The organism is Herbaspirillum sp. VT-16-41 (genome assembly GCF_001994935.1).
Classification (GTDB): Bacteria; Pseudomonadota; Gammaproteobacteria; order Burkholderiales; family Burkholderiaceae_D; genus Herbaspirillum; species Herbaspirillum frisingense.
This window is the reverse complement of the sequence record NZ_MUXB01000099.1, coordinates 396,953-410,853: the sequence shown is the minus strand read 5'-3', so window position 1 is coordinate 410,853 and position 13,901 is coordinate 396,953. Positions and strand designations below refer to the sequence as shown.

The 13,901-nt window shown below is 64.2% G+C and carries 14 protein-coding genes; 6 read left to right on the top strand and 8 right to left on the bottom strand.

Features of this window, described 5'->3' with window-relative positions:
• Positions 1 to 197: 197 nt before the first annotated feature.
• From BTM36_RS10385 to BTM36_RS10375, 3 genes are all read right to left on the bottom strand, one after another.
• Positions 198 to 860 carry an alpha/beta hydrolase gene (locus BTM36_RS10385; protein ID WP_077236209.1) on the bottom strand — a complete coding sequence of 221 codons (663 nt, stop codon included), beginning with the start codon at positions 858 to 860 and terminating at the stop codon, positions 198 to 200.
• 34 nt (positions 861 to 894) lie between these two features.
• Complete coding sequence (locus BTM36_RS10380) at positions 895 to 1,215, bottom strand: ferredoxin (protein WP_006461409.1); 321 nt, start codon at positions 1,213 to 1,215, stop codon at positions 895 to 897.
• Between the two features lie 69 nt (positions 1,216 to 1,284).
• Entirely contained in the window at positions 1,285 to 2,445 is a 1,161-nt protein-coding gene (locus BTM36_RS10375; RefSeq protein WP_006461410.1) for a VanZ family protein, read from the bottom strand.
• A gap of 115 nt (positions 2,446 to 2,560) precedes the next feature.
• On the opposite strand from BTM36_RS10375, the gene BTM36_RS10370 reads away from it, so the two are divergent.
• The 4 genes from BTM36_RS10370 (at position 2,561) to argB (ending at position 6,102) form a co-directional block, all read left to right on the top strand.
• Positions 2,561 to 3,385, top strand: a complete 825-nt coding sequence (locus BTM36_RS10370; RefSeq protein WP_306460535.1) for a biotin--[acetyl-CoA-carboxylase] ligase — start codon at positions 2,561 to 2,563, stop codon at positions 3,383 to 3,385.
• A complete protein-coding gene (locus tag BTM36_RS10365; protein ID WP_077236207.1) occupies positions 3,382 to 4,167 on the top strand; it encodes a type III pantothenate kinase in 786 nt (261 codons plus the stop codon). Before BTM36_RS10370 ends, BTM36_RS10365 begins: the two co-directional genes overlap by 4 nt.
• Positions 4,168 to 4,231: 64 nt before the next feature.
• Entirely contained in the window at positions 4,232 to 5,080 is an 849-nt protein-coding gene (locus BTM36_RS10360) for an SPOR domain-containing protein (RefSeq protein WP_077236205.1), read from the top strand.
• A 128-nt stretch (positions 5,081 to 5,208) separates the two neighbouring features.
• Positions 5,209 to 6,102: an acetylglutamate kinase gene (gene argB / locus BTM36_RS10355; RefSeq protein WP_006465160.1), complete on the top strand. Its 894-nt coding sequence runs from the start codon at positions 5,209 to 5,211 to the stop codon at positions 6,100 to 6,102.
• 86 nt (positions 6,103 to 6,188) lie between these two features.
• Here argB and BTM36_RS10350 read toward each other — a convergent pair whose 3' ends face one another.
• The gene (locus BTM36_RS10350; RefSeq protein ID WP_254426973.1) at positions 6,189 to 7,091 is read right to left on the bottom strand and encodes a TraB/GumN family protein; all 903 of its coding nucleotides are present in this window, start codon (positions 7,089 to 7,091) and stop codon (positions 6,189 to 6,191) included.
• A 91-nt stretch (positions 7,092 to 7,182) separates the two neighbouring features.
• Between BTM36_RS10350 and BTM36_RS10345 the strand changes: the two genes are divergently transcribed.
• Positions 7,183 to 7,920 carry an HAD-IA family hydrolase gene (locus BTM36_RS10345; protein WP_077236202.1) on the top strand — a complete coding sequence of 246 codons (738 nt, stop codon included), beginning with the start codon at positions 7,183 to 7,185 and terminating at the stop codon, positions 7,918 to 7,920.
• A gap of 42 nt (positions 7,921 to 7,962) precedes the next feature.
• On the opposite strand, the gene BTM36_RS10340 is transcribed toward BTM36_RS10345, so the two are convergent.
• From BTM36_RS10340 to BTM36_RS10325, 4 genes are all read right to left on the bottom strand, one after another.
• Positions 7,963 to 8,535 carry a Fur family transcriptional regulator gene (locus tag BTM36_RS10340; RefSeq protein ID WP_006465157.1) on the bottom strand — a complete coding sequence of 191 codons (573 nt, stop codon included), beginning with the start codon at positions 8,533 to 8,535 and terminating at the stop codon, positions 7,963 to 7,965.
• A gap of 126 nt (positions 8,536 to 8,661) precedes the next feature.
• A complete protein-coding gene (locus tag BTM36_RS10335; RefSeq protein WP_077236200.1) occupies positions 8,662 to 9,657 on the bottom strand; it encodes a tyrosine recombinase XerC in 996 nt (331 codons plus the stop codon).
• A gap of 64 nt (positions 9,658 to 9,721) precedes the next feature.
• Positions 9,722 to 10,390 (bottom strand): DUF484 family protein, encoded by a 669-nt coding sequence (locus BTM36_RS10330; protein ID WP_006465155.1) that lies wholly within the window; start codon positions 10,388 to 10,390, stop codon positions 9,722 to 9,724.
• A 291-nt stretch (positions 10,391 to 10,681) separates the two neighbouring features.
• Entirely contained in the window at positions 10,682 to 11,863 is a 1,182-nt protein-coding gene (locus BTM36_RS10325; RefSeq protein ID WP_077236198.1) for a porin, read from the bottom strand.
• A 368-nt stretch (positions 11,864 to 12,231) separates the two neighbouring features.
• On the opposite strand from BTM36_RS10325, the gene BTM36_RS10320 reads away from it, so the two are divergent.
• Positions 12,232 to 13,851: an SEL1-like repeat protein gene (locus tag BTM36_RS10320; RefSeq protein WP_077236197.1), complete on the top strand. Its 1,620-nt coding sequence runs from the start codon at positions 12,232 to 12,234 to the stop codon at positions 13,849 to 13,851.
• Positions 13,852 to 13,901 lie beyond the last annotated feature (50 nt).

Genomic DNA, 13,901 nt, shown 5'->3' with positions numbered 1-13,901 from the left:
GGGCAGGCTCAGTGTGAGGTGGCAGCGTGGCGAAGGCGCCGAGGACACCGGGCCGGCTGCACGCACTGAATTATAAACGTCATGTGGCTTCGTTCCCAATTGAATGGATCTTCACCCCGAAAATCCCCTCACGAAACCGGCATGGCGCCCTGTGCTTCACAGCGCCGCCGTGCCTTCGGGCCGTCGGTGAAAAACGCTCAGGCCTGAAGCTGCGCCGGGCGGCGATGCCAGCTTTCGACCACGACGTTTTTGATATGTTGCAGCTTGCGGTGAAAAAAGTGGTCCGATCCCGGAATGACGACTACCGGCAGTTCCTGCGGGCGGGCCCAGTCCAGTACGGCGGTCAGGGGAATGGTGTCGTCCTGCTCGCCGTGGATCAGGATGGTATTGGCCGGAGCCGGTGGCATGGGCCACTTGCCGGCGGCGGTGCCGACCAGCACCAGGCGCTCGGCAGCCGAGCCCGCATCCTGTTGCAGCAGGCGCTGCTGCAGTTGGGCCTGGACGAAGGTACCGAAGGAAAATCCGCCCAGCGCCAGCGGCAGGTCCGGGTACTGGCTGCGCATGTGTTGCAGCAGCAGGGCCATGTCGTCGGTCTCGCCGGCGCCATGGTCGTGCACGCCCTCGGACTTGCCCACGCCACGGAAATTCATGCGTACCGCCACATAGCCCAGCGCCAGGAAGGTGCGGGCCAGGGTTTGTGCGACCTTGTTGTCCATGGTTCCGCCATAGAGCGGGTGGGGATGGGCCACCAGGGCCAGGCCGACCGGGGCGGCGAAGAGTTCGGGGTCAGGCAGGTCGAGTGCGCATTCGAGCTGGCCGACGGCGCCTGCGATCATGAAATTCTGGGTGTGTGCGTTCATGTTGCTAGCTTGCTAAACAGAGGGGGCGGAGAGGCTAGATCTTGAGGCGGTCGACTACCTTGCCACCGACGATGTGGCTGTCGATGATCTCGTCGATGTCTTCGTTATCGACGTAGGTGTACCAGGTACCCTGCGGGTAGATCACCACCACCGGGCCTTCTTCGCAGCGCTCCAGGCAGCCGGCCTTGTTGATGCGGACCTTGCCGGGTGCCGACAGGCCCAGTTGCTTGATGCGTTTCTTGGCATGTTCCTGGGCTGCCTGGGCGCCCTTGTCGGCACAGCAGGTGCGCTCGCCCGGCTTGCGCTGGTTCAGGCAGAAGAAGACGTGGTGTTCGTAGTAGGGTTGATCGCTCATGGATGAAGACCTCTGGACAGTGGCGACGCTGCCGGCGCGGGCCGGCAAAGCGTCAATGATACACCCCGCTCAGACTTGCCTGCGGTGCACCGGGTGGAACAGGAACCAGATCGCCAGGAAGGGCCACAGGACCGACAGGAACTGGGCGGCCCCGTCGAAGTTGAGGAACTTGCCCTGTACCCAGGTCTCCAGCGTGGAGAGGTAGTAGGGGTTGGCCGGTACCGCATTGGTCACCACCAGGCTCAGGATCAGCGCCAGTGCGGCGACGCGTCGCTGTGCCGTAGGGGGCGCCCAGGTCAGGCCGGCGATCATCAGGGTGCCCAGCATGATCCCGCCCACGGCGCTGGGCGAAATCCAGATGAAGGCATTCTGGGGCGCGAAGAACAGCGCGCAGGCCAGCGACTTGGCCGCGATGCAGGCCAGCAGGTACAGCGCCACCAGCCGCCGTCGTGGCGCCTGCCTGCGCAACAGCAACAGGAACAGCAAGGCGGCCCCGGTCAGGCCGCAGGCGGTGACGATGACGTCGGCCAGCCAGTACTGCTCGGCACTGAGCTGGGCGCTGTTGAGCCAGGTGGTGGCCAGGTCGATGGGGGTATCGAGCAGGTCGGAAAAGAAGGCCGACAAGGGTGGCACCAGATGACCCAGGCCGAACAGGTGGTTCTGGGGATAGATCAGCGCCAGCGGCCACAGGCCCGCCACCGCCAGTCCGCGGCTGGCTTCACCCGAGAACCAGCGCCGCCGTACCAGCAGGAAGCGGCTCTCGTGCAGGAAATAGCGGCTGCAGAGCGCCCCCAGTACGGCGCCCAGTGCGGCCCCGGCGGAGTTGGTCAGGAGATCGAGGTTGGAGGGCACGCGGGTCGGCAGGTAGGTCTGCACCGCCTCCATGCAGGCCGACAGCAGCACCCCGCCCAGCATGGCCGGCCATACCGCCCACCACGGCCGGATGCGTGGATACATGGCCAGCACCAGCAGCGCTCCCAGGGGCGCGTAGCCGGCGACATTGGTCCAGACGTCGAAGGCGGTCCAGTAATAGGGTAGCCGCGCGCCCAGGTAGTCGAAGGGTTTGATGCCCATGTCGCGCCAGCCGCTGAAGGGGTACCAGCTGGCGTAGACGATCAGCAGGGCATAGACCAGCAGGCTGACCCGCGCAAAGGAAGACGCGGTCGGCGCAGCAGGAGCGCGGGTGCGGTTGGCCTCGCTGTTGGCGGCGGAATCGGTTGGAGCTGGCATGCGCCAGAGGGTAACCGATTTCGCGGGCCGCCGCCCCTGCCGTCCCTACTGCCCCTGGCCCGCCGCGTGGACACTGTCTGCCGGTACAATGCGCGCTATGACCCTGACTTTTCCCATGCCCGCCGAATCGGAATCGGCGCCGCTGGTGCGTCCCGAGCGCATCGGCATGTTGCTGGCCGGCTCCGACCGCGATGGCCAGCAACGCATCGACGTCGAGGCGGTGGCCCAGACCGGTTCCACCAACGTCGACCTGATGCAGCGTTTGAGCAGCCTGCAGCGCCCTCTGTTGCTGGTGGCGGACCGCCAGACCGCTGGTCGCGGCCGCGCCGGCCGTCCCTGGCGCGCGGTCCCCGAGGATTCGCTGACCTTTTCGCTGGCCTGGCGCCTGCAGCGCCCCACGCATGCGCTGCTGGGTCTGCCGCTGGCCATCGGCGTGGCGCTGGCCGAGGCGCTCGAAGTGTTCGGCGTGCGCCCGCAGCTGAAATGGCCCAATGACGTGCTGCGCGACGGCGCCAAGCTGGCCGGCATCCTCATCGAGACCGCTTCCGACGGTGGGCGCGGTGACGCCACCTGGGCGGTGATCGGCATCGGTATCAACCTGGCCGTGCCGGCGGGCCTGGCCGACGAGCTGCAGCGCCCGGTGGGGGCGGCGACCGAATTGCAGAAGGCGCCCCGCGAGACGGTGCTGGCCATCATCGCCAGCGCCCTGGCCGGCGTGCTGGAGGAGTTCGAACAACGTGGCTTCGGTGCCTTCGTCAAGCGCTGGGAAGCCTTCCACGCCTACGCCGGACAGGCCGTCAAGATCGTCGACAACGGTCGCGTGGTCCATGAGGGGACCGCCGTTGGGGTGGACATGATGGGCCGCTTCCTGATGGATACCGAGCTGGGCCAGGTCGAGGTGCTGGCCGGTGACCTGTCGTTGCGCCTGCAGGACGGATGATGCTGCTGATCGACGCCGGCAATACCCGTATCAAGTGGGCCCTGTCCAGCGTGGACAAGGCCGTGACGGGCGGCTGGCTGCAGCAGGGCGCGGTCGAGCGTGCCGACCTGGCCACGCTGTTGCAGGCCTGGTCGGGCATGGTGGTGCCGGCTGCAGGAATGCAGGTGTGCGTCTCCAACGTGGCCGGCCCGGCGTTGCGGGACGGCCTGCAGGCAGTCTTGCAGGAGGCTTTCGGGCCGCGCGTCATCGTCGAATGGTTTGCCTCCACCGCCGAGCGTGCCGGCGTGCGCAACGGCTATCGCCATCCCGGCCAACTCGGTTGTGACCGTTTCGCCGCCGCCATCGGCGCGCGCGCGCTATTTCCCGACGAGGAATTGCTGGTGGTCACCTGTGGTACGGCCACGACCATCGACGTGCTCAGTGCCGCTGGTGTGTTCGAGGGCGGCATGATCCTGCCCGGCTTCGGCACCATGGCCACCTCTCTGGCGCTGAACACCGCGCAACTGCCACGCATCGATGGCGCGGCACCGCCCGAGAAGGTATTTGCCGACAATACGGTGGACGCCATCGTTTCCGGTTGCATCGCCGCCCAGGTCGGGGCGATCGAACATGCGCTGGCGCAACGCCAGCTGGCGCGACCCCGGGCGCGGGTGCGCTGCCTGCTGTCCGGTGGTGCTGGCGTGCTGCTGGCGCCTTACCTGCGGCTGGGCGATACGGCGCTGGAAAAAGTGGATAATCTGGTCCTGCTCGGCCTGCAGACGGCCATGAACCATGGGCGTTGAAGCCAGTCCATCGAGTCAGGCAGATCAACCAAGGCAGGCAAAGACAAGGAAAGACAAGGCACGGATGAAGCTGAAACTGCTTTTTTGGCTATTGCTGGTCGGTAACGTGGTCCTGTTCGGCTTGCCGCGCGGCTATTTCGGCGCCAGCGCGACCGAACGACGCGAGCCGCAGCGCCTGGCCGAGCAATTGCATCCCGAGCTGTTGAGCGTGCTGCCGGCCAATAGCGAGAAGCTGGCCTCCCAGTTGCGGGCGCAGCCGGCGCCCGGCGCGCCTGCCAGCGCCGAGGGGGCGTCCGCCGCAGCATCCGCTGCCACCGCCCCGGCCGCCGCCACGCCTGCTGCAAGTGAACCTGCCGCCGCTGCGCAAGCGACGCCGGCGGGGCCGGCCACCTCAGCAACCCCATCCACCCCAGCCACGACGGCGCCTCAGGTCGCTGCCGTTACCCCTTCCTGCACCGAGGTCGGCAACTTCACGGCTGCCGATGCCCGTCGCTTCTCGGCCCAGCTTGCCAGTCTCAACCTGGGTGACAAGGTGGTCCAGAAGCTGACCCAGGATGTGACCAGCCACATGGTCTACATCCCCCCCCAGGATGGCCGAGAGGGAGCCGACCGGCGCATCGCCGAGCTGCGTCGCCTGGGCATCGGCGACTTCTACGTCATTCCTGACAGTTTCCCCAACCCGGCATTGCGCTCGGGTGTTTCGCTGGGCATCTTCCGCACCGAGGAGGCGGCCAAGGCCTATGTCAGCCAGCTGATCTCGCGCGGGGTGCGTAGCGCCCGCATCATTGCGCGTCGCTCCGGGGCCGGTAAGCAGGTGTTCCAGTTGCGGGATCTGACACCGGAGGCGCGCAGCGCCCTGGACAACATCAAGAGCGCTTTCCCGGACCAGGAAATCCGCGGCTGCAGCGCCTGAAGGCGGCGGCGTTGTCTGGATCGGACACGCCGCATGTTGCGCTGCGAAGCCGGGCGGCTTTCCATGTAAAATCCCGTCCCTAACCTTTACCCGTCACCCATCCCTCATCGCATCGACAGGACATTGCCATGACCACCGACCTGACCAACGTAGCCCCCCAGATCAAAGCCGAAATCCTGGCCGAGGCGCTGCCGTATATCCGTAAATTCCACGGCAAGACCATCGTGGTCAAGTACGGTGGCAATGCGATGACCGAGGAAAGCCTCAAGCACGGCTTCGCCCGTGACGTGATCCTGTTGAAGCTGGTCGGCATGAACCCGGTGGTGGTCCACGGTGGCGGCCCGCAGATCGATGCGGCACTCAAGAAGATCGGCAAGCAGGGGACCTTCGTGCAGGGCATGCGCATCACCGACGAAGAGACCATGGAAGTGGTGGAATGGGTGCTGGGCGGCGAAGTGCAGCAGGACATCGTGATGCTGATCAATCACTATGGTGGCCAGGCGGTGGGCCTGACCGGCAAGGACGGCGGCCTGATCCGCGCGCGCAAGATGCAGATGCCGGACAAGGAGCATCCGGGCCAGTTCCTGGACATCGGCTACGTGGGCGAGATCGAGGCGATCAACCCGGCGGTGGTCAAGGCGCTGCAGGACGATGCCTTCATCCCCATCATTTCGCCCATCGGTTTCGGTGACGACGGCCAGGCCTACAACATCAATGCCGACGTGGTGGCCGGCAAGATCGCCGAAATCCTGCACGCCGAAAAGCTGATCATGATGACCAACATCGCCGGTGTCCAGGACAAGGCCGGCAATCTGCTGACCGACCTGTCGGCCCGCGAGATCGACGAGATGTTTGCCGACGGCACCATTTCCGGCGGCATGCTGCCCAAGATTTCCTCGGCCCTGGATGCGGCCAAGTCGGGCGTGAACACGGTGCACATCATCGACGGTCGCATCGAACACTCGCTGCTGCTGGAAGTGCTGACCGAACAGGCCTTCGGGACCATGATCCGCTCGCACTGATACCGCGTCGGGTAGTCGGCAGGACAAAAAATGGATGAGCATGCTCATCCATTTTTTTATGCCCGCCGGTCAAGGCGTGGTACAGCTCAATAGAGTTGTTTGACCTGCAATCCCTTTTGCTTCAGCAGGAACGGCACGCTGTCCGGTCCCACCAGGTGCAGGATGCCGATCGCCGCTACGGCGCCGTCATGCTGGCGCAGCAGGTCGGCCACGCCCTTGGCCAGCCCGGGATTGCGTTGCTGGAGCAGGGTCTTGAGCGTAAAGCGGGTGGCGAAGCTGTCATCCTGCCGCATGTCCTTGAGCGCGGTGGCGAAGCCGGCGCTGTCAGCGTGACGCCAGGCGGTCACCAGCAGGTCGAGCTTGCGACTCAGGGCGGCGTCATCCAGTTCGCGCAGGGTATCGGCCAGGAATTCGGCCTGTTGTGCTTCGGTAAGCTGGCTGAAGAGGCTCATCTGGCGGTCCGCGCTCTCCAGTTCGACTACTTTGCCACCGTGGGCGCGCACGGCGTTGGCCAGATGGCTGTCCACGGCCAGGTCGGTGCGGTAACCGTGGCGCCCGTATTCTTGCACCGTCAGGGCCATGGCCAGCATCCATGGACGCATGTGCTGTACAGCCTGCAGCGGCAGGCCCATACGTTCCAGCGTGGCAATCGTGCGCTGCGCCAGGGCGGGATCGAGGTGGTCCTGGATGCGCTGACCGTCAGGGTAGAGGGCATAGCGCTGCACGGCGTTCTGCATCGCGGCGCCATTGTCCGGGTCCAGTTCCAGCGCCAGCACGGGGGCGGCAGACAGGGCGCGGGTCAGGCGCGGCTCCAGCGGATAGAAATCGGGTGCACCCACGTGGATGGTGCCGAACAGCAGCAGGGAATGGCGACCATCGGAGACCTGATACAGCGCGCCGCGCGGCGGGATACTGCTTTGTCCCTCGCCGGTAGCGGCCGCATGGGCGGGGAGGGAGAAGTTAAAGCAGGACAACCAGGTCAAACTCACTATAATCACCCGTTGCATCAATCCGTTCACTGCTGGCCTTTCTTTGCTGAAGGTGCGTCCATGCCTGCTGGCAGGCGCGCCGGTCCGATTTATGGCGTCCAATACTACACCGCTCTGGCTGTTCGACCTCGACAACACCCTGCACAACGCCTCGCACGCGATCTTCCCGGCCATCAACACCAACATGAACCGCATCATCCAGCGGGTGCTGGAGAACGACGGGCAGCCCAGCGACGAGGCGGCGGTGAACTATCTGCGCCGGCATTACTGGAAACTGTACGGTGCCACCCTGCTGGGCCTGGTGCGCCATCACGGCATGGATATCGATGAGTTCCTGCACGAGGCACACCTCTTCGATGACCTGCCCGGCATGGTCCGTGCCGAGCGTGGCATCGGCCGCTGGCTGCAGCAACTGCCGGGACGCAAGATCCTGCTCACCAATGCGCCCCGCCGTTATTCACGCGAACTGGTGCGGCATCTGGGGCTGCACCGCCATTTCTCGCATCACATTTCCATCGAGAGCATGCACGTGCATCGCCAGTTGCGGCCCAAGCCTTCGCGGCTGATGCTGCGCAAGCTGCTGGCGCGTCACAAGATCGCGCCGCGTCGCTGCATCCTGGTCGAGGACACCGTAGATAACCTGAAAAGTGCCCGTGAACTTGGCGTGCGTACTGCCTGGGTGACCCAGTACCTGCGCGGCAGCCAGGCGCTCCTGGGACATATGGGGGGACAGCGCGCCTTGAGCCGCTTACCGGGTTTCGTTGATGTGAAGGTTCGTTCAGTGCGGCAGTTGCCGCGCCGGCTGGCGGCGCTGGGAGCCTTGCGCTAGGCGAGGATGGGGTTGCTGGGTTGCTGAGTGGCCGGGCTGGCCTTAGTCGGCGCAATCGGCGCACCAGCCCTTGATGGTCAGCTCCACTTCGTGGCTTTGGAAACCCTTGCCCAGTGTCTTGCGCAGGGCCGACTGCAATTGCGCGGCGGTGGAGCGATGCCGATCGGCATCGGGCAGGACGGTCGCCAGGAAATCGGTGCCATCGCTGGCATCCAGGCAGAACACGCGGTGGCAACGGGTGCATTTGAAATGACCGTGCTGGTGTTGCTTGCCATGGGAGTGGTCGTGCAGGCCGTGCTCGGGATGATCGGCACCGGCGCTGTAGCGGAAGATCCGATCATCGCTGGAAATCTTGTGCGCCAGGCCGGCCTCGGTCAGGCAATCCAGGGCGCGGTAGAGCGTGACCCGGTCCATGTCGGCGAAGCGATCCTGGATATCCTGGTGTGACGCCGCACTGCGGGTTTCCAGCAATGCTCCCAGCACATTCACGCGGGCCTGCGTCACCCGCACGCCGGCTTCGCGCAGTTGCGCCTCGGCCAGCGCCGTCACGGTCGCGGCTTGCGCGCTGGTGCTGGCGGAGGAGTGGTCGGCGGCTTTGGCTTTCATGGTCGGCATCGGCTGGAACGTTCGAGGAGCCAGGTCACTGGCAGAGAAACTTGGCGGCGCAGCAAGCGCCGGTCATCTATTTTAGCCCATGCGGCGCTCACCCTCCCGCGCCGACAGCCGTAGCGGCGGTCGCGGCTAGTTGTTGTTGTCCTTGCCGCCCTTGCGCGCGCGGGGGTGGGCCTGGTCGTAGACCTGGGCCAGGCGCTGGAAGTCCAGCGCGGTATAGACCTGGGTCGCGGTGATGGAGGCATGGCCCAGCATTTCCTGTACCGCACGCAGGTCGCCCGAGCTCTGCAGCACATGCGAGGCAAAGGAGTGCCGCAACATGTGGGGATGCACGTCCGACGCCATTTCCACACCCTTGCCATGCGCTTTCAAACGCAATTGCGTGACCCGGGGCGACATGCGGGCGCCCCGCTCGTTGAGGAAAAGTGCATGGCAGTCGGTGCCGCCATCGGCGCGCACCAGGCCGGCCCGCAGCGGCAGCCAGTCGCTGATGGCCTGCAGGGCGGCTTTTCCCACCGGTACCTTGCGCTTCTTGCCACCCTTGCCGGTGACGGTGACCTCGGCTTCTCCCAGGTCGATCCAGCCGGCGGACTCATAGCTGCCTTCGCCGATATCGGCCACGTCGATGCCCACCAGCTCGGAGACGCGTAATCCGCTCGAATAGAGCAATTCGAACATGGCGCGATTGCAGGCCGCCAGGGTGGAGTCGGGGTCGCGCCCCGGATCGGCCTGTGCGACCAGGCGCACGGCATCATCGGCGGCCAGCGCCTTGGGCAGGGGTTTGCTCTTCTTGGGGGGCTTGACGCCATCGACCGGGTTGGCGGGCAGTTCGATTTCCATCGACAACCACCCGAAGAAGCCGCGCCAGGCCGACAGCTTGCGTGAAATCGAGCGGGCATTCAGGCCGCGTGCATGCAGCCGGGCGGCGCATTTCCTGATCTGTACCTGGGTGACGCCGCGCAGATCGAGCTCGGCAGTAGATGCGTCCGCGTCGGCCGGCGCCAGCAGCGAGCGTAATTCCTGCAGGTCACGGCCGTAGTTGTCCAGTGTATGGGGGGACAGCTTGCGCTGGGCGCGCAAAAAGGAGAGATAGTGGCCGATCAGGGCGGAGGCGGTGCCATCCATGGCGTCATCCTTCACATTGGCGGCGTGCGCAGAACGGAACAGGGCCGCTCTGCCAGGCGGTGCATCAGCGCAGCAGGCAGGCCAGTGCGGCGCTACCGGTTTCGCCGATGCGGGTCAGGAAATCGGTCCCCATGTCGGAGGTGAAACGGCTCGGGTCCGGCGAGCCCAGTACCAGCAGGCCGAAGGCTTCAGGCGCTGCACCCACGCGCAGTGGCAGGATGGCGACCGATTTCACCGAGTCAGCATCGTCCAGCCAGGTGGCCGCTTCGAATTCCTTATTGGGACCGCAGAAGGGCGCCGACAGACCGTTGGCAAAGATGCGGGCGTCGTCCGAGACTTGCCGGGTGGCCCAGTTGTCGGCATGGGCCTGGCCCAGGTTCCACAGGCGCACGGTCACTTGCGGCACGTGGAAGATTTCCTGCAATTGGGTGACCAGCGTGCGTGGCAGGTCGGCGGCGTCGCGCGTCAACAGCAGGGCGCGGCTCCAGGCCTGGAACTTGTTGGTGATCTCGTCGTTTTCCTGGGCGATACGCATGAGGTCGGCCATGCGCAATTCCTGCACGCGGATCTTTTCGCGCAGGATTTCCATCTGCCGCTCCTGCAGCGAGACCGCGCGGCCCATTACCGGGCTGGTCAACTTGATGGTCGAAAGCAGCTCTGCATGCTCCTCGAAGAAATGAGGATGTTCCAGCAGGTAGTCGGCAATCAGGTTGGAATCCAGTTCGGAGGTCATCGTCGAGGGTCTGTGAGTGAGGTACCAGCGGCAGGCAAAAGGTGGCGTGCCGGAAATATCGCGAGATTATCCTCGCTATCGGACATGCTGACAATCATCGCCGGCGTGGCCAGGCGGCCTTGCCTGCCATGGCGTGCAAAGCATGTTGGTGCGACAAGAAAAAGCAAGGGAAGGTAAAGGAAAGGCAAAAGAAAAAGGCCTGCATGATTGCTCATGCAGGCCTTTTTCGTTCCAGCTCAGGCTCAATTCAGGTTGAAACTGACACATTCATGCCAGTTTCAGATCCATGAATTAGAACTTGTGACGGATACCGGTGATGATAGCGGTTTGGCTGGCATCGGAACCAGTCGAACCACCGGTCACGCCCGGGTTGATCATGTCGGTAGCACGCATGTTGGACACGAAGGCGTACAGGTCGGTACGCTTCGACAGCCAGTAGTCAGCGCCCAGGGAGATTTGGGTCAGCTTGCCCTTGGTGCCGCTGCCGTCGATGTCGGCACGAGTGTGGTCCACAGCAGCCATCAGCTTCAGGGACGGGCTCAGAGCGTACGAAGTACCGACTTCGTACATGTCAGCCTTCTTCGAAGCGCCCAGGGTACGAGCGGAGGTGAAGCCAGCGGTGCCGATGGTGTTCAGGTCTTGCTTGACGCGCGAGTAGTTGGCGTACACGCGTGCCGGGCCGAACTGATACGAAGCGACCACGTTCAAGACCTTCTGAGCGGAGCTACCGATGTTGGCAGCGTTGGTATACACGTTGGTAGCAGCAGGAGTGGTACCCACGGCGGTGACCGGGATCAGGCTGGTGTCAGACGGAGTCGCGCCGGCCTTGGATTGGTAGTAGTTGATACCCAGACCCAGAGGACCGTTGTCGTACTTACCACCGATGCCGAAGGATTGGCCAGCAGAGGTCTTGCCAGCGGTTTCGCCGAAGCCGTAGATCAGGTTACCGGTGAAGCCGCTCAGGTTGGTAGTGGTGTAGTTGATCGAGTTGTTGGTACGAGTGCCTTGCAGGCGGCTCAGACCCGAACCCGAGTTGGAGACCACGCCGCCGAAGTCGTTGATCGAAGTGTAAGCGGAGAGGGTGTCAGCGAAGTCGGTTTGACGACCCAGCAGCACGGTACCGAAGCCGCCAGCCAGACCGACCACCGACTTGCGACGGAACAGGTTGGAGGTAGTGACGTTGTCGCTGCCTTGCAGGCCGCCGTCGTCGTTGGTGAAGCCAGCTTCCAGATTGAAGACTGCGGACAGACCACCGCCCAGATCTTCAACGCCCTTGAAGCCCAGACGGGAACCTTGGATCACGCCGGAGTTCAGGCCGAACTTGCTGCCGGTGCCGCCGCCGGGGGCGCCGGTAACCTTGCTGGAGTAAGCGATACCGGTATCAACGATACCGTAGATAGTAACGGAGCTTTGTGCTTGAGCAGCACCTGCGAACGCGCCGAGGACGGCCAGTGCCAGCAGAGATTTTTTCATTTGACATCCTTCTATAAAAATAGTCTTGAGGATCCGTACTTCTGGTCGGATGGTGAGACATTAAGGGTTCTCATTTGGCGTGGCCGCAGATTGGTCACGTGGGGGGAGGAATTTTGGTTGAAAGCGCCAAAGTGCAGTATGAGTGTTGTTTTTTTCAAACGCTTTCCACCCCGTCAATGCATGACAGGCAAATTTTGGCACTCAGCTTGTCACTCATTAACGGCAGGTATGACGCAAACTTGATCCGCATCGTCTCGTCAATACGCTTGTTGTCAAAAAGATGCATTCTGATAGTTTTTCGAGTCATTTTTAAAGAAATGTCGATTGTGGGGCATAATTTTGGCTTTCTGACCGGACGTGGAGGTCTGATGGCCAATCGCGAGGATCTTGCAATCATCCGCGCCGCGCGTGCTGGAGAGGCGCAGGCGCAATTGACGCTGGGCAAGCGTTATCTGTTTGGCGGTAATGGTTTGCCGCAAAGTGCAGGCACTGCCTTTCATTGGCTGGAGCGGGCGGCGCGCCAGGGGCTGGCCGATGCCTGGATGCTGATCGCCCAGCATATTCCCTATGAGGTCGTGGTACCGCTGGCCAAGCCGCAGGAAGCTGCGCAATGGTACGAACGTGCATTCGACGCCGGCCTGACGCGCGCCGGGTTGGTGTTTGCGCGGCTGGTGCTGGATAACCCTGCCGTCACCGCCACCATCAGCGTCGAGTTGAAGCACAAGGCCATCCGCGCCCTGGAAGTGGTCGCCCGCGAGGGGGATCCGGACGCGCAGTGGTTATTAGCCCGGCAGGGCGAGCGCATGCTGGCTCCCGCCACTGCAGCCTCTTCGAACGCCATCCCTGGCGAAGCGCAGTCGCCCGCGCCGGCGGACAAGGCCGAGGAGCTGCATCAGTGGACGAAGAAAGCCGCTGACGCCGGCGTCGAACAAGCCCAGCACGCGCTGGCCGACGCGGCCTGGCGGCAATCCGACTTCGCCACCTTCCGCCAGCGGGCCCAGCCCCTGGCTGACGCCCTATTGCGCCAGCACGAGGGCACGGTGGCGCAACTCAATGCCCCCTCCGAGGCCCTGGCGGCGGCGCTGGGCGCGCAGAACATCCAGCTGCTGTATCGCCTGGCCCAGGTCCATATGGCTGACAAGCGTCCCGACCTGTTGCACGCCCAGCAATTGCTGGAACTGGCCGCGCTGGCCTGCGACCGTGACGCGCAGCTGGCCCTGGGTCTTTTATATGGACGTCTGGACCAGGCGGGCGTGCGGCGCTTTGCCGGCCAGGGTTCGGCCAACTACAAGAAGGCCATCCGCTGGCTCACCCTGGCCGGGGAGCAGGGCATGGCAGCGGCCTGGTATGTCCTGTCGCGTATCTATCTGAAGCCCGAGTTTTCGCAACGCAATCTGGCTGACGTGCAGCATTACCTCGAGCGTGCTGCCGAGATGGGCCATGTGGAAGCGCAGGTCGAATGCGGGGTGGGCGCCTGGCGTAACCGTCGCGATGATCCGGGCAACGACGTGCGTGCCCTGTATTGGTTGCAGAAGGCCGCCACTCAGGGAGCGCAGCAGGCGCGGACCTTGCTGGACAAGGTCGCCGATCGCCCCCTGGCTGCCGAATGGGCGATGCGGGCGCGCGCGCAGCTCAGTCGCGAGCAGATCAATGCGCATCCCTTCCTGGCGGCACGCATCGAACTGGCGGCCCTGTTCGGGCTGACCCGGCCGGAAGCGCTGCTGATCGATCTGAAACAGGCCGATTGCGGTCATTGCCTGATGGTGGACATCCGCAGCCAGTATGCGCGCAGCAAGCGGCGCCTGATCCTGGTGGAGACGGGAGAGCAGCGCGGTACGCTCAATCGCATCGGACGCCTGTTCGAAGACATGGATTGTGGCCCCGCCGGTCCGGAAGGCAATTATCGTCAGCGGCTGTACCGCCTCAAGAGCGTGTTGCCGCAGGTGCAGGAGGACGACGAGGTGGAAGAACAGGATCTGGCTGCTTGAACCGCCGCGCCACGGCCTTCCAAGGTCGCAGGCAAATGAAAACGGCTTGC

Excerpts from the sequence above, each read along its gene's own strand:
- BTM36_RS10325 (WP_077236198.1), bottom strand. The coding sequence starts at position 11,863 with ATGAAAAAATCTCTGCTGGCACTGGCCGTCCTCGGCGCGTTCGCAGGT.
- BTM36_RS10320 (WP_077236197.1), top strand. The coding sequence starts at position 12,232 with ATGGCCAATCGCGAGGATCTTGCAATCATCCGCGCCGCGCGTGCTGGA.
- BTM36_RS10340 (WP_006465157.1), bottom strand. The coding sequence starts at position 8,535 with ATGCCGACCATGAAAGCCAAAGCCGCCGACCACTCCTCCGCCAGCACC.
- argB (WP_006465160.1), top strand. The coding sequence starts at position 5,209 with ATGACCACCGACCTGACCAACGTAGCCCCCCAGATCAAAGCCGAAATC.
- BTM36_RS10375 (WP_006461410.1), bottom strand. The coding sequence starts at position 2,445 with ATGCCAGCTCCAACCGATTCCGCCGCCAACAGCGAGGCCAACCGCACC.
- BTM36_RS10380 (WP_006461409.1), bottom strand. The coding sequence starts at position 1,215 with ATGAGCGATCAACCCTACTACGAACACCACGTCTTCTTCTGCCTGAAC.
- BTM36_RS10360 (WP_077236205.1), top strand. The coding sequence starts at position 4,232 with ATGAAGCTGAAACTGCTTTTTTGGCTATTGCTGGTCGGTAACGTGGTC.
- BTM36_RS10385 (WP_077236209.1), bottom strand. The coding sequence starts at position 860 with ATGAACGCACACACCCAGAATTTCATGATCGCAGGCGCCGTCGGCCAG.
- BTM36_RS10335 (WP_077236200.1), bottom strand. The coding sequence starts at position 9,657 with ATGGATGGCACCGCCTCCGCCCTGATCGGCCACTATCTCTCCTTTTTG.
- BTM36_RS10365 (WP_077236207.1), top strand. The coding sequence starts at position 3,382 with ATGATGCTGCTGATCGACGCCGGCAATACCCGTATCAAGTGGGCCCTG.
- BTM36_RS10345 (WP_077236202.1), top strand. The coding sequence starts at position 7,183 with ATGGCGTCCAATACTACACCGCTCTGGCTGTTCGACCTCGACAACACC.
- BTM36_RS10330 (WP_006465155.1), bottom strand. The coding sequence starts at position 10,390 with ATGACCTCCGAACTGGATTCCAACCTGATTGCCGACTACCTGCTGGAA.
- BTM36_RS10370 (WP_306460535.1), top strand. The coding sequence starts at position 2,561 with ATGCCCGCCGAATCGGAATCGGCGCCGCTGGTGCGTCCCGAGCGCATC.